Here is a 19,230-nt window from a genome sequence, read left to right on the forward strand (position 1 = left end):
ACGACCGGCGTTGGTGGCCGCGCGGTGAACCGGGAGTGCGCGTCGACGGTGCGGGTGGTCGTACACGAGCGGAGGCAGCGGCTCGGAGGCGGAATGGGCGACCTGGCTGATCAGCAGCAAGCGATCCCCGGCGGGCGCCGTCCGCAGCGACTCGCAGACGGCCAAGCCGGCCACCTCGCCGAGCCGAGGCAGCCCGGACGAGAGGAATCCCGACGCGGTGGCGAACCGGTTCCGCACCCGGCCGGGCGAACACGGTCGCGAGATCGTCTTGGCCTCAGTCGAGGCTGTTGGCGCCGAAGCGCCCGGCTGCCTGGATCCACGACAGCAGCCGGGACCGGTGGTCCAGCGCCCGGAGAAAGGTTGGGCGGAGGGAAAACGAGGCTAGCGAGCTGACCGGACCGTGGCTCCGTGCGGCCCGTCCTCGTCGGCAGCGGTGATCGCCGCGACCGGGGCGCCCCCACCAGGTCCCGGACGTGCTGGTCAAGCACGGCCGGCCGCCCTTCGGCAATGGGTCCTGATCTGTTGGCCGCGGCTCGGTGCCCACGTTGAAACCGCCGAGCCAGGGGTCGACGATGCCTTGGCCGGGCCAGGCGGCATTTCATCGCCGCGAGCTCAGCGGAATGGGAACCACACGAATTCACCGATCTGGACGCGGGTAAATGTTCACTATATTGCCGTGAAGATCGTCCGGACCGGCACTTCATCGTGTGGAATACGCGGCGGCCCGGTCTAGCATCTCCCGATGGTCAGCGATCCCTTGCCTGAATCGCGCGTTTTCGTGATCGATGCCGCGAAGTGCGCGCGAAGCTGTCGGGTACCGGCAGGCGCGGCTCGGTACCAAGCGCGATGTCCGATCGCTGACCACGGCACAATCCAGTTGGCGGAGCGGGGCATCGTGTCGTGCCTCGGTGCCGCCGTGGCGAGGGCACCGGAACAGGCAAGGCTGGTAGCGCACGGTCTTCATTCGCGTGCTGGCCGAGCCGGGCCGGCGCAGCGAACCGCAAAGGGGCAGCAGCAGCGCGGACTCGCCGACGACGCCGAGCAGACATTCCGGGAACTCGCGCCTCCCGTCCACGTCTCGTCGCGCGACTCTCGGCGATTGCGCCGGAGGCCGCCGTCGGCGAAGTCTGGGCGGTGTCGGGCGCGAGCTGGTCGAAAAGTGCAGGAGGACCGCTGGTGGTGGTGAGATACCTGGTCCGCAAGGCGCTGGTCTGGCTCGGCATGATTGTCGTCGCCACCAACCTGACGTACTTCTTGGCGACCTCGTTCTTGGATCCTCGCGCGAACTACCTGGAGATGCGGCCGCCCCGCACGCCGGAGCAGATCGCCCGGTCGCTGGCCGCGTACAACCTGGATCCCGGCATGCCTGTGCTGCGGCGCTGGTGGAGCTGGGTCACCGGCATCGTGGAGCACTGGGACTGGGGCAGATCGCCAGTGGGAGAAAGCGTCAACGCCCAGATCGGGTTCCGGATCGGCGTCAGCGGGCAGCTCGTGCTGGGTTCGCTGGTCCTGTCGGCGCTCATCGGCATCGGGCTGGGCGTCTATACCGCCTCACGGCAGTATCGCCTCGCCGACCGAGTCTGGCAGGGGCTGTCGGTCCTCGCGTTGAACACGCCGATGGTGGTCGCTTCACTGGCTGTGGTGCTGGTGGCGATTTGGCTCAACCAGTCAATTGGCGCGACGGCGCTGTTCGTAGCGGGAGCCCAGTCGCCCACTGTCAACGGGTTCTGGCCGACCGTAGGCGACCGGCTGCGGCACCTGGTGCTGCCGACGGCGGCATTGACGGTCGTCAGTTACGCCGGATACCACCTGCTGCAACGTTCGCTGCTGCTGGACACCATCAACTCCGACTATGTGCGGATGGCGCGGGCCAAGGGCCTCTCCCGCTCCCAGGCCATCCGCCGGCACGGGCTGCGCACGTCGTTGATCCCGGTCGCCACCTCCCTCGCGTTCGCGATCCCGGCATTGTTCACCGGCGCGGTCATCACCGAGACGATTTTCGCGTGGCAGGGAATGGGCCAGTATTTCACGCAGACCATCAGCAAGAACGACGTTCACGGTGCGGTCGCCGTGGCGGCGTTCGGCGCGCTGATGACCGCGGTCGGCGCGATCCTCGCCGACATCGCGGTGGTCGCGCTGGACCCGAGGGTGCGGGTGAGCGGATCATGACGAGCGCACCGGGCGGCCGGGCGCAGGCCGACGATTCCGGTCTGGCGGCACCGGGCGGGCTCGTCCGAGGGCAGCCGCTGAACCGCGGACAGCTTTATTTCCGGCGCTTTCGCCGCAACCGTGCGGCTGTGGCAGGTCTGGGCCTCTTCGGTGCCTTGGTCGTTTTCGCGCTGGTGGGCGGATGGTTCACGTCCTACAGCTACAGCGACGTCGACTTCGCGAGTTTGTCGGCTGAGCCGTCGCCTGAGCACCTGTTCGGCACCAATGGCGCGGGCAACGACACCTACGCCCAGGCGGTGCATGGCCTGCAGCGGTCGCTGATCATCGCGATCAGCGTCTCGTTGCTGACCACCGTGATCTCCGCGCTGGTCGGGGCCGCGGCCGCCTACCTGGGCGGTCTCGCCGAACGTGCCATCCTCGGCGTGGTGCACTTCCTTCTCGTGGTGCCGGCTTTTTTGATTCTGGCGTTGGTGTCGCAGTCCGCGGGCGGGGACTGGCGGGTCCTGATCGTGGTGCTCACCGCGTTCGGATGGATGTTCAATGCTCGTGTGGTGTGGTCGCTCACCACCTCGCTGCGGGAACGGGAGTACGTGCGGGCGGCGCAGTTCATGGGCGTGCGGCCGGCGCGTATCATCGCCCGGCACCTGATCCCCAACCTCGGGTCGCTGCTGATCGTCACGTTCACCTTGGGCGTGGTCGGCACAGTCCAGAGCGAGACCGCCCTGTCGTTCGTCGGGTTCGGCGTGCACCCGCCGGACGTCTCGCTGGGCACCATGCTCGGCGACGGCGCCACCGCGATCTCCAGCGCGCCTTGGCTGTTCGTCGCGCCCGCCGCGCTTGTCACGCTGTTGACGGTCTCGATGGCGCTGGTCGGCGACGGGCTGCGCGACGCTCTGGACCCCACCTCGCGGGTGGGTGGAGGCCGATGATGTCCAGCAACGAACCGGTGCTGACAGTGCGCGGCCTCCAAGTCAGCTTTCCCTCGGAAGCAGGGCGGGTCCATGCCGTCCGCGGCGTCGACCTTCAGGTGAAACCCGGGCAAACGCTGGGGATCGTCGGCGAGTCGGGCTCGGGCAAGTCAGTCACCGCGATGGCTGTCATGGGGCTGTTGCCGGACTACGCCACCGTGTCCGGCTCGGTCGAGCTGGGCGGGCGCGAACTGCTGACTCTGGACGACCGGCAGCTGTCGACGGTCCGGGGCCGCGACATCGGGATGGTGTTCCAGGACCCGCTGTCCAGCCTGACTCCGATCTTCACCGTGGGTGACCAGCTGGTGGAAGCCCTGCGCATCCACCAAGACCTCAGCAAGACCGCGGCGCGGCGGCGCGCGGTCGAACTGCTGGACCTGGTCGGCATCCCCGACGCGGCCCGGCGCGCGCGTTCGTTCCCGCACGAGTTCTCGGGCGGCATGCGCCAGCGCGTGGTGATCGCGGCGGCGATCGCGAACAATCCCAGGCTGATCATCGCGGACGAGCCGACGACCGCCCTGGACGTTACGGTGCAAGCGCAGATCCTGGACGTCCTGCGGGTCGCGCAGGCCGAGACCGGTGCCGCCCTGATCCTGGTCACCCACGACCTGGGCGTCGTGGCCGGCACCGCCGACGAGGTCGCCGTGATGTACGCGGGCAGGCTCGTGGAGACCGCGCCTGTCGACGAGCTGTTCACCGCGCCCCAGATGCCCTACACCATCGGCCTGCTGGGCGCGGTCCCGCGCGCCGATACCGCCGGTCGCGGGCCGTTGACTCCCATTCCGGGCATGCCGCCGTCCCTGGTCGACCTTCCCCAGGGCTGTCCGTTCCAGCCGCGCTGCCCGATCGCCGTGCCCGACTGCGGCGACCGCGAACCAGACCTTGCCGCGGTGCGGACGGAGGTCGTCTCCGGGCATACCGCCGCGTGTGTCCGCGCGCGCCAGATCGTCGCTGGCCGGTTGGGCGATGCCGACGTCTATCCCCGTCTCCCGCCAGCCGCCGCGACGACGACGCGGATCCCCGCCGATCCCCGCGAACCTGTGGTCGAGCTGGCAGGAGTCGGCAAAACCTTTCCCTTGCTCAAGGGCTCGGTCTTCAAACGCCGGGTCGGCACGGTGCACGCGATGACCGAGGTCGACCTCCGCATCGAGCACGGCGAGTCGCTGGGACTGGTCGGCGAGTCCGGCTGCGGCAAGACCACCACCCTCCTGGAGATCATGCGGATGCGGGCGCCGCAGCACGGCGTCCTGCGGGTAGGCGGTGTCGACGTCGCGAGCCTTCCGAGCCGGGAGGCGCGCCGACAGTTGCGGCACCGGGTGCAGATGGTGTTCCAGGACCCCATGGGTTCGCTGGATCCTCGCATGACCGTCGCGGCGATCCTCGCCGAACCCCTGACCGCCCAAGGGGAACACCGGCGCGCTGTTATCGATGACCGGGTCGCGGAGCTGATGACGCTGGTCGGGCTCGACCCGTCGCATCGTGATCGGTTCCCCGCCGCGTTCTCCGGCGGGCAACGCCAGCGCATCGGCATCGCCCGCGCCCTGGCGACTCGCCCCGACCTCGTGGTGCTCGACGAGCCGGTGTCGGCGCTGGACGTGTCCGTGCAGGCCGGTGTCATCAACCTGCTCAACGAACTGAAGGCCGCGCTGGGCCTGGCGTATCTGTTCGTCGCGCACGATCTCGCGGTCGTGCGGCACGTCTGCGACCGCGTCGCCGTGATGTACCTGGGGCGGATCGTGGAAACCGGTCCAGCGCACGTCCTGTTCGAGGACGCCCGCCACCCCTACACCCAGGCGTTGCTGTCGGCCGTGCCGGTTCCCGACCCTCAGGTCGAACGCGGCCGGGAACGGATCATCCTGCGCGGCGACCTGCCCAGCCCGGCGCAAACACCGGCGGGCTGCGCGTTCGCGTCCCGTTGCCCGAAGCATCGGTCCCTGCCGAACAGCCAGCGGGAACGATGCCTGCGAGAGGTGCCCGCGTTGCGCGACCACGACGGCACCGAGCATGTCGCCGCTTGCCACTTCCCGTGACCGGTCGTCCTGCCAACTACCCGAGGAGAGTTTCAGCCATGCGAGTTCTGAGGAATGCCGGTGCGATCGCCGCGGCCGCCGCGGCACTGGTCGTGCTCAGTGCGTGCGGCGGCGGGTCCGGCAACGGGACCGCCGAAAGCGCCGCGTCGATGGCCGGCAAGGCCGCCTACAACCCCCAGCCCTATGACAACGTCAAAGACGGCGGCACGCTCACCACCGCGCTGCCGGAGATCTCCCCGCAGTTCAACCTCTGGCAAGCCGATTCCACGGCCTACACCCGTAGCGTGTGGAATTGGTACAACCCGATGCTGATCACGTTCACCGCGGACGGCGACGCGGTCTACAATCCTGACTACCTGACTGACGTCAAAGCCGACATCGTCGGCGGCAACTCCAGGATCACCTACACGATCAACCCGAAGGCCGCTTTCAACGACGGCACGCCCTTGGATTGGACCGCCTTCGAGGCTGCGTGGAAGGCCAGCAACGGCAAGGACCCGGCCTACAGTGCCGGTTCCACCGACGGTTACGACCGCATCGCCTCTGTCGCCCAGGGCGTGAACACCCGCCAGGCTGTGGTCACCTTCACCGGTGTCAATCTGTGGTGGCAAAGCCTGTTCAACACCGTGCTGCACCCGAAAGCGCTCAGCCCCGACGTGTTCAACAAGGGCTACGTCAACGCTCCCCATCCCGAGTGGGGCGCCGGGCCTTACACGGTAGCGAGGTATGACCAGCACAACGGCGCCGTAGTATTCGAACGCAACCCGAAGTGGTGGGGAAAGAAGGGGAAACTCGACACTCGCACGTTCCTGCAGATGGATTCGGCGGCGACGATCAATGCGTTCAAGAACGGCCAGCTGGACGCGGTCGCGGTCAACGGCAAGGACCAGCTCGCCCAGGTAACCGGGCAGCCGGGCACCGAACTCCGCAAGGGGCCGACGCTGCAGGTCGACTATTTCACTCTCAACGGAACCAGTCCCACGCTGTCCGATGTCAGGGTCCGGAAGGCGATCATGGAAGGCATCGACCGCAAGCAGATCGCCAAGTTCCACTTTCAAGGACTCGACTACAGCGCGGACCCGGCGGGTTCGATGCTCCTGCTGCCTTTCCAGAAGGGGTATCACGACAACATCGCCTCAGTCGTGTCCTACAACCCTGACCAGGCCAAAAAAGATCTAGATGCGGCCGGGTGGGCCGTCGGCCCGGACGGGATCCGCAGCAAGAACGGGACGCCGCTGCAGATCAGCTACGTGAACACCGGAGACGACGCGATCGGCAAGGCGGTTGCCGGCGGCCTGGCGGCAATGCTGAAGAACGTGGGGGTGAAGGTCGACATCCGGCAGACGCCCAGCAGCGATTTCTCCAAAATCATCAATGGAAAGCAGTTCGACATCTACTATTCCGGGGTGTCCCAGGGCGATCCGTTCGGCATCGCCTATCTCTGCCAGCTCTACTGCTCGGACTCTCAGCTGATCAAGTCCGGAGTCAACTCTCCAGCCCTCGATCCGAAGCTGAAGGCGGTGAACGCTCTGCCGACCGCGGAGGAGCAATTCGCGAAGGCTTCGGAAGCGGAAAGGGAAGCGCTCAAGACCTACGGTGTCCTGCCGACGGTCAACCTGGTCGGGATCAGCGCGGTCAAAAATGGCCTGGCGAACAGCGGCATTGGCCGGTTCTTCACCACCTCCCCGGAGAACATCGGCTGGCAGAAGTAGGATCGAACGAAGATCTCTGCTCAGCGAGGCCAGCTCCGGGGCCGCCGGCACTCCTTGCTCGCTGGCATGCCCGGGGCTTGGCTTGAGGAACCGTTTTGGCCCCTTGCGCAGGGCGCAGAAACCGATTTGAGCGCCCCTGCTGGAAGGCTTTCCCTCGACGACGTCGACGGTTCCGCAGTCCGCTCGCAAGGGTTGGCCGCCCACGCGTGGGCCGGCGGGCATTCCGGATACCGCTGGACAGACTGGGTGCGCCGGCACCGTCCTTCGTGAAGCCGCGGCGGACGGCTTCGATGCGGTCGCGCTGCAGAAGCACCACTGGCCGAGCAGACCTAGCGGGCGACCCCTGCGGGACGGTCGACCGGGTGGCGCTCGTGCTCGTCGACGAGTGACCCAGGCCGGGATGCGTGGGAGCGTGGACCGCACGGTCGCGCCGGAGCCGATCGCGCACCACCCGTGGGGCGGGACATCCGGCCGTGGGGACAGTAGAGATCGCCCGCCGGTGCGTGCGGTTGGGGTGCTGGCCCGGAGGGACGGTGCTGGACCCGTTCTCGGGCAGCGGGACCACGGGTCTCGCTGCCCGAGAACACCGGTGCCGTTTCATCGGCATCGATCTCGATCCCGACAGCCATCGGGTGGCGGTGCGCCGGCTCGGCCTCGGCGAGGAACAGGCATGACTGTCGACGTGCAGGGGATGACCAGCGGACTACCGCTTATGCGCTGGCCCGCACTGGCTCGTTCCCTTGCCCTGTTCTGCGGGTGGGCGGTGTGTATCGAGTTCCGGCTACGGGGTTGCTGCGGCTGCTGGGCGTCGATCACCTGATGCGGTGATCTCGCTCCGGCTCGGGCTTCCCCGGGCGCGGGTCGCAGCGCGAGTATCGATGACCTGGACGAGAGGGGAGCGGCGTGCCTGTCGCGAAAGGATCGGTGTTCCGGCGTTGTTCGTGCCGGGACGCGGAAGGGGAAGTCGTTGGGCGGCGAGTGCCCGAAGCTGCGGAACAAGCGGCACGGGCAGTGGTTCTTCCGTATCGAGTTGCCGCCTGATGCGGCGGGCGACCGGCGTCCGCGTCGTCGCGGCGGTTACGAGAGTGCGACGGATGCCGAGACCGGCCTCGGCCGGATCCGGGACTTGCTCGTGATCGCGGAGGAGGACGACGAGGAGACGCTGCGCAAGATCGGCGACCTTGTCGCGCCGGTGATCGCGCGGAAGCAACCGCTGCCGGAGGTGGAGTCGGTGCGGCGGTTGATGCGGGCGGCGCCGGTGCTGGAGCATCCGTTCATGGACGAGGTGTTCGATGCGTTCCTGGCGCGGTAGAAGCGCACGGTGAGCCGGAACATGTACCGCTCGTACGAGTCGCATGTGCGGCTTTATCTTCGGCCGCATCTGGGGAAGGTCCGCCGGGACCGGGTGCGGGTGGGGCATCTGGACGCGATGTTCGAGGCGATCGTGGACCACAACGAGGTGATCGCGGAGTACCGCGCCAGCGGTGATCCGCGCGAAATCGCCGCGGTGAAGCGGCAGCGTCCGGTGGGGCCGTCGTCGCTGCACCGGATCCGGGAGTCGTTGCGGGCGATCTTGAGTCCTGCGGTGAAGGAGGGGTTGCTGTCGGTAAACGTGGCGAAGCTGGTGGAGTTGCCTCCTGCGGTGCGGCCGCGGCCGCGGCTGTGGACTCCGGAACGTGTCGCGCTCTGGCGGGAGACCGGGGAAGTCCCGTATCCGGTGATGGTGTGGACCGGGGAGTTCCTCGGTTCGGCGGTGAATCATCCGCTGTATCCGTTGTTTCATCTGATTGCCTACGCCGGGCTGCGGCGGGACGAGGCTCGCGGTCAGCGCTGTTCGGACACGTTCCTGGACGCGGCGAGCCTGGAGGCGGCGAACCCGATCGGGCAATACGGGCAGGAAACGGGGCAGAGCAAGCCCAAGACCCGTCGTCGGAGGGCGTTGTCGCGCTGGACCCGGACACGGTGCTGGTGCCGCGGGCGCACCTGGCCAGTCAGGACGAGGCGAAGGCGAGGCTCGGCAGCGATTGGGTCGAGAGCGACTTGCTCTTCACGTGCCCTGACGGCAGTCCGCTGCATCCCGCGGACGTCGCGGACGAGTTCGCTCGCCTCATCCGGGAAGCCGGTCTTCCGCCGATCACGTCGTGCGGGCTGCGGCACGGCGCCGCGACGCTGGCGTTGGGAGCGGGGGTGGACATGAAGGTGATCCAGCACATGCTCCGCCACTCCTCGATCAAGGTGACGATGGATCTCTGCCCAACGTCTCCCGGGAAGCCGCCGCCGACGCCGCCCGCGAACTCGCCGGAGCTATCCCCGCAAGACGCGTCTGCACCCAGGGCGCGCTCTCGGGCTTCCCTCGGGCGCGCAGGAGACCACGATGGACAGTCCGCAACCGGAAGAAGTGCTTCCAGATAGCACAAATCCCCAGGTCGAAAACTTTTCGAACCTGGGGGAGTGAGGGTGCGCCATCAGGGACTCGAACCCCGAACCCGCTGGTTAAGAGCCAGCTGCTCTGCCAATTGAGCTAATGGCGCCTGGTGCTTCCGGCCGCCGCAGTTTCCCTCGGCGACGTGGAAAAGATTAGCAGGGCGTTCAGACCCCGTTTCAGGGGGGTCCCCTTTCCGCTCCGCCCGGGCAACAGCCCAGGTCAGCGACGGTGCGGCGGACGCTCCCGTCGGCCCGCCGCCTCCCTCATCCGTCCACCTCGCCGCGCGCAGCCGACAGTGGTGGAGGTGACGGCGACCGCGGAATGGCGCAGTATCCGCTGCACCACCTTCCTCTCCACACCCGCCGCCAGGGCGTGGCCGCGCCGTGGCGGAGAGCGTGCAGCCGGATCGGCGGCAGCCCGGCTTGGCGGGACAGGCCGCAGGACACGTCCGTGACCTGCGCCGGGTGCAACGGGCTGCAGTCCCATCGCGGGAAAGCCAGCTCGCGCCCTTTCCCCTGCGACCCGAGACGCGCCCGGTCCAGGACCTGCACGGCCCAATGAGGGTGCGTTCGCCCACCCGTGCGGAGAACGGCCGCGGTCCCCGGGAGCGGCGAATTGCCTTCGCGGAGAGGTTCGGCCGTGAGAGGCGCAGCAGGTGACGATGTCGCGGAACTGTCCAGGCTGCCGCGCCTCGATCGGCAGGCTCTGGATGTCGTTGGACCAGCACACCGCGCTGCTGGCGTGCATGCGTAACCGGTGAACGGCCGGGTGATGGTTTGCTCGGCGGCGACGGGGCGTTGTTCGCGGTGTCGGACAGGCCCGGCACGGGCCATGCCGCTGGTGTGCCGCCGGATCGTCTCGTCGCCGCCGGCCCTGACGGGATCCGGCTGGAGGCCGTTGAGGATCCGCAGTCCCGCGGTGGCTGCCCAGAGGCGCATGCCGGTCGCGAACCGGTCGAAACGCTCCGGCGACAGCCGTGCGCGCAGACGGCGGCACACGTCCAGCCGCGCCGCCTCGCCATAGGCCGGAGACGTCCGGGTCCGGTCGTGGTCGAGGACATCGATCAGCGCGGTCCGATCGGTCAAGGCAGCGGGGGCGAGAGTGTCGACGCGGTCCGCGAAATGGTCGTCGGCGAGGAAAGCCACCGAAAACAGCGGCTACGACCTACCGTAGCTCGGCATCGGCGTGCGGGCAGCACCGCGCGGCCAGGCAACCGTCGCGGGTGCGGGCGATCCGGTCCCGGCACTCGGCGGTGGGGATAAGTCCGCGGTCTTGTCCCCAGGCGATCATCCTCCGCTCGACCGCAACGACCTCGGGACGGCACGCGCCCGACCGCGGGAACTGAAAGCCGGGAACCTGGATCGCGGCGAGGCCGGCGGACGGTGCGGCGTCGTCCACCGCTGCCTTCCAGTCAGGCACGGAGGCCTCGTGAGTCTCGGTTCGCGGTCGTCGAAATGGACCGCCGGGCAAGCAACGCGCGGCTCGGCAGGGGTGACGCGCTCTGCTCTCGACAGCCCGCATCCGGAGGTTGCGTCGCCGCATCGCGGTGGCTGCCGCGGGGCTCACTCGCTTGTCGCCAACCGGTTCCAGGCGCCACCGGTTGGCGATGGTCGCGGGCGACCCGGTCGAGCCGAACTGATCACCGGGGCATTGCGGGCACCGCCGCCGAAGGGAAGGAAGGCGCCGCGCGGCAGAGTTTCGCGGAACCGGGTCCCGCCGGCCGGGGTGAAAGGTGTCCGGGTCGGCGAACACGCCCGGCCGGTGGTGCATGACGCAGGGGCCGCACCGGAGGTGGTGCCCGCGGGAAGGTGGGCTTGGTCCAGCTGGGTGCCGGCGGTGACGATCCGGGTGAACAGCCACGCCGGTGGGCGCACGGAAACTTCGAGCCCTGGACGAAAGACCGCCAGGCATTGATCGATCAACGCGTTTTCACGGCATGCTGGTGAATTCTGGATACTAGCCCTCTCCCGATTCGTCAACTCGGCCGGCGCCTCGTTCGAGACGTCCACTCGATCAGCCCAGATCCGCAAGATCGGCAGAACCGCGGGGATCTTCATTTCGGCGATCCTTTTGCCTGACGCAAACAAATCCGCGGGGTTGGACGTGCGTCAGGCAAATAGCTCACCTCGAAGGACGCAGGCGGACACAGCCTGGTGACGCCTGTTTTCCAGCTGCCTCATAAATGGAATATTCTCCGGAACCATGCCGTTCGGGGTTGCCGGTTCGACGGACTGGCCGCGCGGACGACGGTGCTTGCGCCGGCCGGGTGGAGATGGACCGGACTTCTTGGCCGCGGTTGACACGCGAGGAGCTCGGCGAGAATAGTGGGATGGAGGCGGAATGAAATGCAGATCGTTTCATTGTCATGGATCACCGTGTTCGCCGCGGCGGTTTCACGGTAGAACGCCGAGGCTCCACCGCGTCGATTGGCATAGCGAAGTGTGCGCAGCGGCAGGATGCGTCGCGGGCGGAGGTTTCTCTCCGAACCGGGCGACGGTCCGGACGAGAGCGCGCAATCGCCCAGTCCATCAAGGACACCGTCTCGTGAACGGGAATGGAGCACGTCGTGCCCGGCACCGCAGGTCGGCACATCGGCGCGGAGGACCGCCGTCGGGTGCGGGACGTGGACCACCGTCACCTAGAGCCACAGGAGTGCAGCCGATGACCGGATACCCCGCCGAACCCTGGCGCATCAAGATGGTCGAGCCGATCACCCGCATCGCCCGCGACGAGCGCGAGGCGGCCGTCCGGAGCGCCGGGTGGAACCCGTGCCTGCTGCGTTCCGAGGACGTCTACGTCGATCTGTTCACCGACTCCGGCACGAACGCCATGTCCGACCGCCAATGGTCGGCGATGCTGACCGGGGACGAGGCCTACGCCGGGGCGCGCAGCTTCTACGCGCTGGAGACGGCGGTCCGGACCTACTACGGATTCGAGCACGTCATCCCGGTGCATCAGGGGCGCGGGGCCGAGAACGTCCTGTCCCGATGCCTCATCCGGCCGGGCACCCACGTGCCGGGCAACATGTACTTCACGACCACCCGCGCGCATCAGGAACTGAACGGGGCGACCTTCCACGACGTCGTCATCGACGAGGCACACGACCCCTGTTCGGAACATCCGTTCAAGGGCAACGTCGATCTGGCGAAGCTGGCAGCGGTCATCCGCGAGTACGGGACGGACGCCATCCCGTACGTGTCCGTCGCCGCGACGGTCAACATGGCCGGCGGACAGCCGATCAGCATGGACAACCTCGCCGAAGTGCGGGAGATGGCCACGCGGCACGGCATCCCGGTGATCCTCGACGCCGCCCGCGCCGTGGAGAACGCGTGGTTCGTCAAACAGCGCGAACCCGGCTGGAGCGGCAAATCGGTCGCGGAGATCCTGCGCGGTATCTGCGCGCTCACCGACGGAGCGGTCATGTCGGCGAAGAAGGACAGCTTCGCCAACATCGGGGGATGGCTCGCCGTCCGTGACCCTGACCTCGCCGAACAAGCCCGCGGTCTGGTGCTGTTGTTCGAGGGCCTGCACACCTACGGCGGCATGTCCGGCCGGGACATGGAGGCCGTGGCCTGCGGCATCGCGGAATCCGTGCAGGAGAGCAGCATCGCCGCGCGCGTCGAACAGGTGGCTTATCTCGGCAACCGCCTGATCGAAGCCGGTGTCCCCGTCGTGCGGCCGATCGGCGGCCACTGCGTGTGCCTCGACGCCTTGGCGGTCCTGCCGCACCTGCCGCGGCAGGAGTTCCCCGGGCAGACCCTCAATGCCGCGCTTTACCTCGAAACCGGCGTCCGGGGCGTGGAGCGCGGTGCGGTCTCCGCAGGACGGGATCCCGTCACCGGCGAAAACCGTTTCCCCGTCCTGGAATTGCTGCGCTTGGCCGTCCCTCGCCGCGTCTACACCCGAAGCCACCTCGACCACGTGGCCGACGGTGTCATCGAACTGCACGCCGACCGTGCTCGCATCGTCAGCGGGCTCCGGTTCACCCACGAGCCGCGGCACCTCCGGTTCTTCCAAGCCCGTTTCGCGCCCGCACGCGGTGACAGCATCTTCGCGGGTTGACGTCTCAGCGGCTCGCACATGGCTCGCCCAAGGGAAGGAGACAGGTGATGATCGAGGACGAGACGACGGTGACGCCCCTGCCCCTGATGGAAATCACGTCCGGGGTATACGCGTTCAAAGTGCTCGCTTTCGCGGACAAGGTCGGACTGTTCATCCGGCTGTCCGGCGGCGGCAGCACGACGGTGGACGACTTCGCGCAGTGGCAAGGCATCCAGCACCGGCCCGCGGAGCTGGTGCTCACCGCCTGCGCTGCACTCGGCCTGCTGAGCCGTGAGAGCGACGGCGGCTATCGCAACACCGCGCTGTCCGAGCAGTACCTCGTGGAGGGCAAACCTGGCTACTTCGGAGCCTGGGTGAAAGTCGTGGACCGGCACGAATACCCGGCATATCAACGATTCGAAGACTCCGTGCGCGGCAACCACCCGACCACCTGGGACCCCGAAAAGCAGGAGTCCCTGTTCGATCCCGACGACGCGGTCATGGTGGAAACCTTCTGGAACGGCATGAATTCGGCGTCCGCCTACGGCGCGGCCCGCCTGGCCGAGGCTGTCGACTTCAGCCCGACGACCCGGTTGCTGGACGTCGGGGGCGGCGGAGCCGCGTTCGCCATCGCGCTGTGCCGGCGCTACCCGCGGTTGCACGTGACGGTGTTCGACCTGCCGTTCGTCTGCGACCTGACCCGCGAACCGGTCGAGAAAGCCGATCTCGCCGACCGGATCGGCTTCGTCGGCGGCGACTTCTTCGCTGATGCCCTGCCACCGGACCACGACGCCCTCCTGCTGTCGAACGTCCTGCACGACTGGAAGGAAGCCGACGTCCGACGGATTCTGGACGTCTGCGCCCGCGCTCTCCCGTCCGGCGGGACACTGCTCGTCTGCGAGTCCTTCGTCGACGACGACAAGACCGGCCCGCCACTGGCCGCGCTCATGAGCCTGAACATGCTGGTCGAAACCTGGGGCCGCAACTACACCGTCGCCGAGTACTCCCAATGGATCCACGACGTCGGCCTCACCGTCACCGGCGTGGAACGCTTCGCCGCGCCTGCTGCCAACGGCGTGCTCATCGCTCGCAAATCCTGACCTGGACGAACGGCGTGGCCGGAACGCTGGGCAGGTGCGGGCCGAATCCCGGTGCGCGTGATGCTGGCGCCGCGTGCCGCGATGACGACCTCGCCGTCGCGGGTTATCACCTCGGCTGGGTCGGCGCTTCGGGAACAGTGCCCGAGCGGCGGTCAGGAGTACCTAAGGCAGCACCAGCGGGCCCAAACCGTCCACAGTGGAGCAATTCGCGACCGCTCGGCTACGGGATCGGCGGCCCGGCACCGCACGTCGAGGCGAGGCCGCGGACGACTGCGGTCTGCTTGCCGGACAGAAACCTGATCAGGAACCGCTTCAGGACGGGCAGCCGGAAAAGCCGCAACGCGACGCGACGGAGCAGCAGTTCTGCTTGCGATCTCGGCAGGAACCACCGTGCGCTCTTGCGCGCGGACGCCTGCTTGTCTGCCACGACCGGACGCCACAACCGTTCGTATTCCTCCAGCGCCTCCCCCATGGTGGCGGCGCGCGCCAACTGTTCGGCCAGCACGGACGCGCCGCCGATCCCAGCGAGGCGCCCATTCCCGCGAGCAGCGAGACGGCGTAACGCGCGTCGCCGACAAGGACGACCCGGCCGCTGCTCCACCGCGGCAGCACGATCTGAGCCACCTGGTCGTAGTAGACCTCGTCGTCCGGCGGGCACGCGTCGAGCACGCGCGGCGCGACCCAGCCGATCCCCCGGTACTCGCGCCGGAGCACGGTGGCCCGTTCACCGGGCAGCGCCGGATCCGCTGCCCGGTGAACGGCGAAGACCGCGACACCGCCGTCACGGAGCCCGTGGCAGCCAAGCCCCGCACCAATGCTGTCGGACAGGCAGAACCGGCCGCGCACCAGCGCCTGCACCTCCGGATCACGGAACGTGTATGCCGCGGTGTGAAAGCCGAGATACCGCAGGAACCCGGATTCCGGACCGAATACCAGCTCGCGGACAGCCGAGTGCACCCCGTCGGCCCCGACCAGCAGATCCGCCTCGTAAGCCGTCCCGTCCGCAGCGCGCACCAGGACGCTGCGCGGACCGTCGGAGACGCCGGTGACCTCGGCGCCGAACCTGAGCTCGACGTCTCCGGGCAGGCTTTCCCGCAGCGCCGACTCGAGGTCCGGCCGCATGATGCTCAGCAGCCGCCCGCCGACCGGCTTGGCGAACGTGTCGTACCGGATCGCCGCACGCTGTCGGCCGGACTTGTCGTAGTAGCCGGCTTCTTTGACGTCGTAAGCGAGTTCGCGCAGCCGAGGGAGAACGCCCATCGCTTCCGCGGCGTCGTAACCCGGCCCCATGAAGTCGATCATGTAGCCCTGCGCCCGGGGGCCGGTGCGCGCTCCAGCACGACGACCTCCCAGCCGTGCCGGGACAGGCAGTGCGCCGCGGCCAGCCCGGCGCTCCCCGCGCCGCACACGACCGCTTTCACGATCCCGCTCCGTCCAAACGCAACTCGACCATCGGCAGCTCGGTGTCTCGTTCGCTGACAGCCGTGCCGAGAGTGTTCTCGAGAATCGTCTTGAACTCGCGCCAGGCTCGCGGATGCTTGTGCACATAGATCGCGAGCGCGGCATCCGCTTCCGCAGTGGACAACTTGCGCGCGGTCGCCGAAGTCAGGCCCCGCGCACCGCTGGCCACCCGCACCCGCGGCTCGGCGGCGAGGTTGCGGTACCACTGCGCCCGGTCGCCGAAGCCGGACGCCACGACGTAAGCGTCCCGGGTCGGACGCCCGAGGACTTCCAGCACGACGTAGCGCCGGGCTCCCGTCTTGCGGCCGACGTGTTCGAGCAGAAGCAGCCGGGAACCGAACAGGAAACCGAGCCGGGCCCGGTAAAGCCAGATCGGTGCGCGCATCAGCCGCCGGTTGCGCAACAGCCTCGCGCCGGCGCGTCCAACGGCGTCCGAAGACGGTGTGGCAGGGGACATCTGCCGACCTCGATTCATTGTCGTGGAAGGATTTCTCAGGCTGGCGCAGCACCGCCCAGGCCGTCGCGGTAGACGGCGAACACTTCGGCACCCCAGCGGCGCATCCCGTCCGTCGACAGCGGGTCGACGCCGAGCACCTCGCGCAGCCGGTCGCGCAAGATCAGCACCGCGAGGTCGTTCACGAGCAAAACGGCCGCACGCACCTCGGGATCCGGGCCCATTTCCGCCATCCCGGCGCTCGACATCACCGCGAGGGCGTCCCGGCTCAGCGCGTACAGCTTGCCGAACAACGCCGACGCCGCCGGCCCGCCGCCCAGCAGCAGCCACCCGAGGTACCCGGGGATGCCAGAGTCCGCCGGGAGGTTGCCGGACACCAGTTCGGCCAGGCTCGGCACTGCGTCCAGGTCGAAGGGACTGTCCCCGCTCGGCGCGACAGCCTCGGCGAGCATCGCCCCGAACACCTGGACCACGTGCTCGTCGACCGCGTCCCGAAGCCCGTCCTTGGACCCGTAATGCCGGATCACCAGGGCCGGCGAGACGCTCGCTGCCGCCGCGACATCGCGGACCGTCACCGCGTCCGGGCCGCGCTCGCCGAACAGCCGCAGTGCCTCGTCGCGGATCCGCGCCTTCGCCGTACGGTCGTCCGGAAGTGAACTCATGTTTATCATGATAAACAGATGTTCACTCTTCTCGCCAGTCCTGCGGAGGATCGCCGCTTGAGGCAAGCCCGCGTGCAGGTGTCGAGGCGAGGATGACCGAACGGTGCCGCCGCATCCGACTGGAGCCTGGCTATGCCCTAGTCGGCATCGAACTGGCCGTAATGGGCATTGGACACCCTTATGCCCCGCGTCACATGCTGATCCTCCGCATTACCACCAGCGAAAGGCGGCTTCTGTGACCGCACCGTACGTCCTCGTGCACGGCGCCTGGCACACCGGCGACCATTGGGAATCGATCGCCGCCCGGTTGCGGGCGGCTGGTCACACCGTGCACACCCCCACCGTCGCGGGTTTCGGAGAGGGCGCGAAACCGGGGGTTACCCACGCGGACGGGGTCGATTCGATCGTGCGTTATATCGCCGATCGCGGACTGCACGACTTCGTATTGGTCGGCCACAGCTTCGGCGGAACCATCATTTCCAAGGTGGCCGAGGCGATGCCGGAGCGCATCCGCAGGTTGGTGTATTGGAACGCTTTCGTGCTCGCCAACGGAAACAGCATCAATGACGAGTCGCCGGCCGCCTACCGCGAGATGGTGCTCGGGTTGGCGGTGGACGGCATGTTCTCGTTGCCGTGGCCGGTGTGGCGCGACGCGTTCCTCAACGACGCCGACGAGCCTACGGCCCGCGCCGCGTTCGACACGTTGTGCCCCACGCCGGTGACGATGCTCGAGGACAAACTGGACCTCGCCAAGTTCTACGAGCTGATCGCCGCGGGCCGGCTGCGGTGTTCCTATCTCAACTGCACCGAGGACATCGCGATGCCGCATGGCGAATTCGCGTGGCACCCGCGCTTTTCCTCGCGCCTCGGGCTGTGCCGGATCGTGCAGATGCCCGGAAGTCACGAAGTTCTCTTCACCAACCCGGACGCCTTGGCGGCGAAGATCATCGAAGCCGGCCGCGACTGAATGATCGCCCCACTTCCCGACGATTTCCCTTTCCCAGGAGCGCCCGCATGTGTCCTGTTCCCGATTCGGCGGATGCCGCCGCGTCCTCTTCGGTCACCCGCCGGTCGCTCATCGGCGGGCTGGGCGCTATCGCGGCTTCGCTCGGCGTGGCAGCCGCCGGCGGCCCAGCTGTTCAGTCTGCGGCAGCTTCGCCCGCCCGGTCCCGGCTGGAGGTGCTCCTGCTGGGCACTCAAGCAGGGCCGCCGGTGTCGCCGGACCGGAGCGGGATCGCCACGGCACTGGTGGTGGACGGGCGTACCTACCTCGTCGACTGCGGCCGCGGCGCGACCACCCAGTTCGTCCGGGCCGGGTTGAAGTTCCGGACGCTCGAAGCCATTTTCCTCACTCATTTACACGCCGACCATGTCGCCGACTACTACAACTTCTTCCTTCTCGGCGGCAGTGTGCCGGTCTACGAACGGGACAATGTGGCGCAGCCGGTCAAGGTATACGGGCCCGGGCCGGCAGGCGGCGTGCCGCCGAAGTTCGGGGGCGGCGAGGCGCCCACGGTGTGCCCGGAGCAACCCACGCCGGGAACCGCTGACCTGACGCAGCGCTGTCACGAGGCGTACGCCTACAGCAGCAACGTTTTCTTGCGCGACATGGGAATCGCGGACATCCGGACGCTGAGCGACGTCCGCGAGATCGCGCTTCCCGAGGTGGGGGCTGACTTCCGCCGTACGCACCCTGCCATGCGACCGTTCCTGGTTATGGAGGACGACCACGTCCGGGTCACCGCGACGCTCGTACCCATGGGCCGGTGTTCCCCTCCTTCGCGTTCCGCTTCGACACCCGCTACGGCGCGGTGACGTTCTCCGGCGACACCACCTACAGCGACAACCTCCTCGCTCTCGCCGCGGACTCGGATCTGCTGCTTCACGAGGCCGTCAACATCGAAGGCATGAACCTCAGCCCGGTGTTCCGCGACCACCTGCTGGAGTCGCATGTGGAAGTGCAGAAAGTCGGCGGAATCGCGGAAAGCGCCGGAGCCAAGCGCCTCGTGCTCACGCATCTGGGCAGCGCGGACGGCTCGCGGATCAATCCGGCACAGTGGAGGAAATGGGCCCAGCGCGGGTACCGGGGTGCGGTCACCGTGGGCGAAGACTTGCAGCGGATCGTGGTGGCCTGATGACGCGCGGCCGCTCATCCAGGTAGCTGAATCGCCTTGGCATAAACGTTCCATCGCACCTGACCGCCACGGA

19 protein-coding genes and 1 tRNA gene are annotated in these 19,230 nt (G+C 68.1%); 12 read left to right on the plus strand and 8 right to left on the minus strand.

Features of this window, described 5'->3' with window-relative positions:
* Nucleotides 1-1,176: 1,176 nt before the first annotated feature.
* The 7 genes from CU254_RS28820 to CU254_RS45050 all read left to right on the plus strand — a co-directional run bounded on the left by CU254_RS28820 (nucleotide 1,177) and on the right by CU254_RS45050 (nucleotide 9,291).
* Nucleotides 1,177-2,169, plus strand: coding sequence for an ABC transporter permease (locus CU254_RS28820; protein ID WP_199841096.1), 993 nt, complete (start codon nucleotides 1,177-1,179; stop codon nucleotides 2,167-2,169).
* Nucleotides 2,166-3,098 carry an ABC transporter permease gene (locus CU254_RS28825; RefSeq protein ID WP_009081746.1) on the plus strand — a complete coding sequence of 311 codons (933 nt, stop codon included), beginning with the start codon at nucleotides 2,166-2,168 and terminating at the stop codon, nucleotides 3,096-3,098. Before CU254_RS28820 ends, CU254_RS28825 begins: the two co-directional genes overlap by 4 nt.
* On the plus strand, nucleotides 3,098-5,167 hold the full coding sequence (locus CU254_RS28830) for an ABC transporter ATP-binding protein (protein ID WP_100266914.1): 2,070 nt from the start codon (nucleotides 3,098-3,100) through the stop codon (nucleotides 5,165-5,167). Before CU254_RS28825 ends, CU254_RS28830 begins: the two co-directional genes overlap by 1 nt.
* Nucleotides 5,164-6,879: an ABC transporter family substrate-binding protein gene (locus CU254_RS28835; RefSeq protein ID WP_158688108.1), complete on the plus strand. Its 1,716-nt coding sequence runs from the start codon at nucleotides 5,164-5,166 to the stop codon at nucleotides 6,877-6,879. Before CU254_RS28830 ends, CU254_RS28835 begins: the two co-directional genes overlap by 4 nt.
* A gap of 404 nt (nucleotides 6,880-7,283) precedes the next feature.
* Nucleotides 7,284-7,553, plus strand: coding sequence for a DNA methyltransferase (locus CU254_RS28840; protein ID WP_199786010.1), 270 nt, complete (start codon nucleotides 7,284-7,286; stop codon nucleotides 7,551-7,553).
* 293 nt (nucleotides 7,554-7,846) lie between these two features.
* The gene (locus CU254_RS28850; protein ID WP_009081750.1) at nucleotides 7,847-8,191 is read left to right on the plus strand and encodes a hypothetical protein; all 345 of its coding nucleotides are present in this window, start codon (nucleotides 7,847-7,849) and stop codon (nucleotides 8,189-8,191) included.
* Between the two features lie 656 nt (nucleotides 8,192-8,847).
* Nucleotides 8,848-9,291 (plus strand): tyrosine-type recombinase/integrase, encoded by a 444-nt coding sequence (locus CU254_RS45050; protein ID WP_353611805.1) that lies wholly within the window; start codon nucleotides 8,848-8,850, stop codon nucleotides 9,289-9,291.
* 46 nt (nucleotides 9,292-9,337) lie between these two features.
* On the opposite strand, the gene CU254_RS28860 is transcribed toward CU254_RS45050, so the two are convergent.
* The 4 genes from CU254_RS28860 to CU254_RS43300 all read right to left on the minus strand — a co-directional run bounded on the left by CU254_RS28860 (nucleotide 9,338) and on the right by CU254_RS43300 (nucleotide 11,361).
* Nucleotides 9,338-9,410: transfer RNA gene (locus CU254_RS28860), tRNA-Lys, on the minus strand.
* A gap of 113 nt (nucleotides 9,411-9,523) precedes the next feature.
* On the minus strand, nucleotides 9,524-10,300 hold the full coding sequence (locus CU254_RS45055) for a terpene synthase family protein (protein WP_353611777.1): 777 nt from the start codon (nucleotides 10,298-10,300) through the stop codon (nucleotides 9,524-9,526).
* Nucleotides 10,301-10,468: 168 nt separating this feature from the next.
* On the minus strand, nucleotides 10,469-10,723 hold the full coding sequence (locus CU254_RS28865; RefSeq protein WP_158688110.1) for a hypothetical protein: 255 nt from the start codon (nucleotides 10,721-10,723) through the stop codon (nucleotides 10,469-10,471).
* A gap of 143 nt (nucleotides 10,724-10,866) precedes the next feature.
* Nucleotides 10,867-11,361, minus strand: coding sequence for a hypothetical protein (locus CU254_RS43300; RefSeq protein WP_158688111.1), 495 nt, complete (start codon nucleotides 11,359-11,361; stop codon nucleotides 10,867-10,869).
* A gap of 604 nt (nucleotides 11,362-11,965) precedes the next feature.
* Between CU254_RS43300 and CU254_RS28870 the strand changes: the two genes are divergently transcribed.
* Together CU254_RS28870 and CU254_RS28875 are read left to right on the plus strand one after the other, a co-directional pair.
* Nucleotides 11,966-13,366, plus strand: a complete 1,401-nt coding sequence (locus CU254_RS28870; protein WP_009081755.1) for a tryptophanase — start codon at nucleotides 11,966-11,968, stop codon at nucleotides 13,364-13,366.
* A 47-nt stretch (nucleotides 13,367-13,413) separates the two neighbouring features.
* The gene (locus tag CU254_RS28875) at nucleotides 13,414-14,445 is read left to right on the plus strand and encodes a methyltransferase (protein ID WP_009081756.1); all 1,032 of its coding nucleotides are present in this window, start codon (nucleotides 13,414-13,416) and stop codon (nucleotides 14,443-14,445) included.
* Nucleotides 14,446-14,757: 312 nt separating this feature from the next.
* Here the strand turns inward: CU254_RS28875 and CU254_RS28880 are convergent, their stop codons facing one another.
* Genes CU254_RS28880 through CU254_RS28890 form a run of 4 tightly spaced genes read right to left on the minus strand, consistent with a single transcriptional unit; the run spans nucleotide 14,758 to nucleotide 17,022 of the window.
* Nucleotides 14,758-15,747 carry an FAD-dependent monooxygenase gene (locus tag CU254_RS28880; RefSeq protein WP_199786011.1) on the minus strand — a complete coding sequence of 330 codons (990 nt, stop codon included), beginning with the start codon at nucleotides 15,745-15,747 and terminating at the stop codon, nucleotides 14,758-14,760.
* Nucleotides 15,744-15,866, minus strand: a complete 123-nt coding sequence (locus tag CU254_RS45060) for an FAD-dependent oxidoreductase (protein ID WP_199786012.1) — start codon at nucleotides 15,864-15,866, stop codon at nucleotides 15,744-15,746. The genes CU254_RS28880 and CU254_RS45060 overlap by 4 nt, the downstream gene beginning before the upstream one ends.
* Complete coding sequence (locus CU254_RS28885) at nucleotides 15,863-16,363, minus strand: nitroreductase family deazaflavin-dependent oxidoreductase (RefSeq protein ID WP_009081760.1); 501 nt, start codon at nucleotides 16,361-16,363, stop codon at nucleotides 15,863-15,865. Before CU254_RS28885 ends, CU254_RS45060 begins: the two co-directional genes overlap by 4 nt.
* Before the next feature lie 35 nt (nucleotides 16,364-16,398).
* Nucleotides 16,399-17,022: a TetR/AcrR family transcriptional regulator gene (locus tag CU254_RS28890; protein ID WP_009081761.1), complete on the minus strand. Its 624-nt coding sequence runs from the start codon at nucleotides 17,020-17,022 to the stop codon at nucleotides 16,399-16,401.
* Nucleotides 17,023-17,257: 235 nt separating this feature from the next.
* On the opposite strand from CU254_RS28890, the gene CU254_RS28895 reads away from it, so the two are divergent.
* The 3 genes from CU254_RS28895 to CU254_RS43800 are packed head-to-tail and all read left to right on the plus strand — an operon-like array spanning nucleotide 17,258 to nucleotide 19,157.
* The gene (locus CU254_RS28895) at nucleotides 17,258-17,989 is read left to right on the plus strand and encodes an alpha/beta fold hydrolase (RefSeq protein ID WP_009081763.1); all 732 of its coding nucleotides are present in this window, start codon (nucleotides 17,258-17,260) and stop codon (nucleotides 17,987-17,989) included.
* 47 nt (nucleotides 17,990-18,036) lie between these two features.
* Nucleotides 18,037-18,837 (plus strand): MBL fold metallo-hydrolase, encoded by an 801-nt coding sequence (locus CU254_RS28900; protein WP_009081765.1) that lies wholly within the window; start codon nucleotides 18,037-18,039, stop codon nucleotides 18,835-18,837.
* Nucleotides 18,789-19,157: an MBL fold metallo-hydrolase gene (locus CU254_RS43800; RefSeq protein WP_050788303.1), complete on the plus strand. Its 369-nt coding sequence runs from the start codon at nucleotides 18,789-18,791 to the stop codon at nucleotides 19,155-19,157. The genes CU254_RS28900 and CU254_RS43800 overlap by 49 nt, the downstream gene beginning before the upstream one ends.
* Nucleotides 19,158-19,230: the final 73 nt, after the last annotated feature.

Source organism: Amycolatopsis sp. AA4, assembly GCF_002796545.1.
Lineage (GTDB): Bacteria > Actinomycetota > Actinomycetes > Mycobacteriales > Pseudonocardiaceae > Amycolatopsis.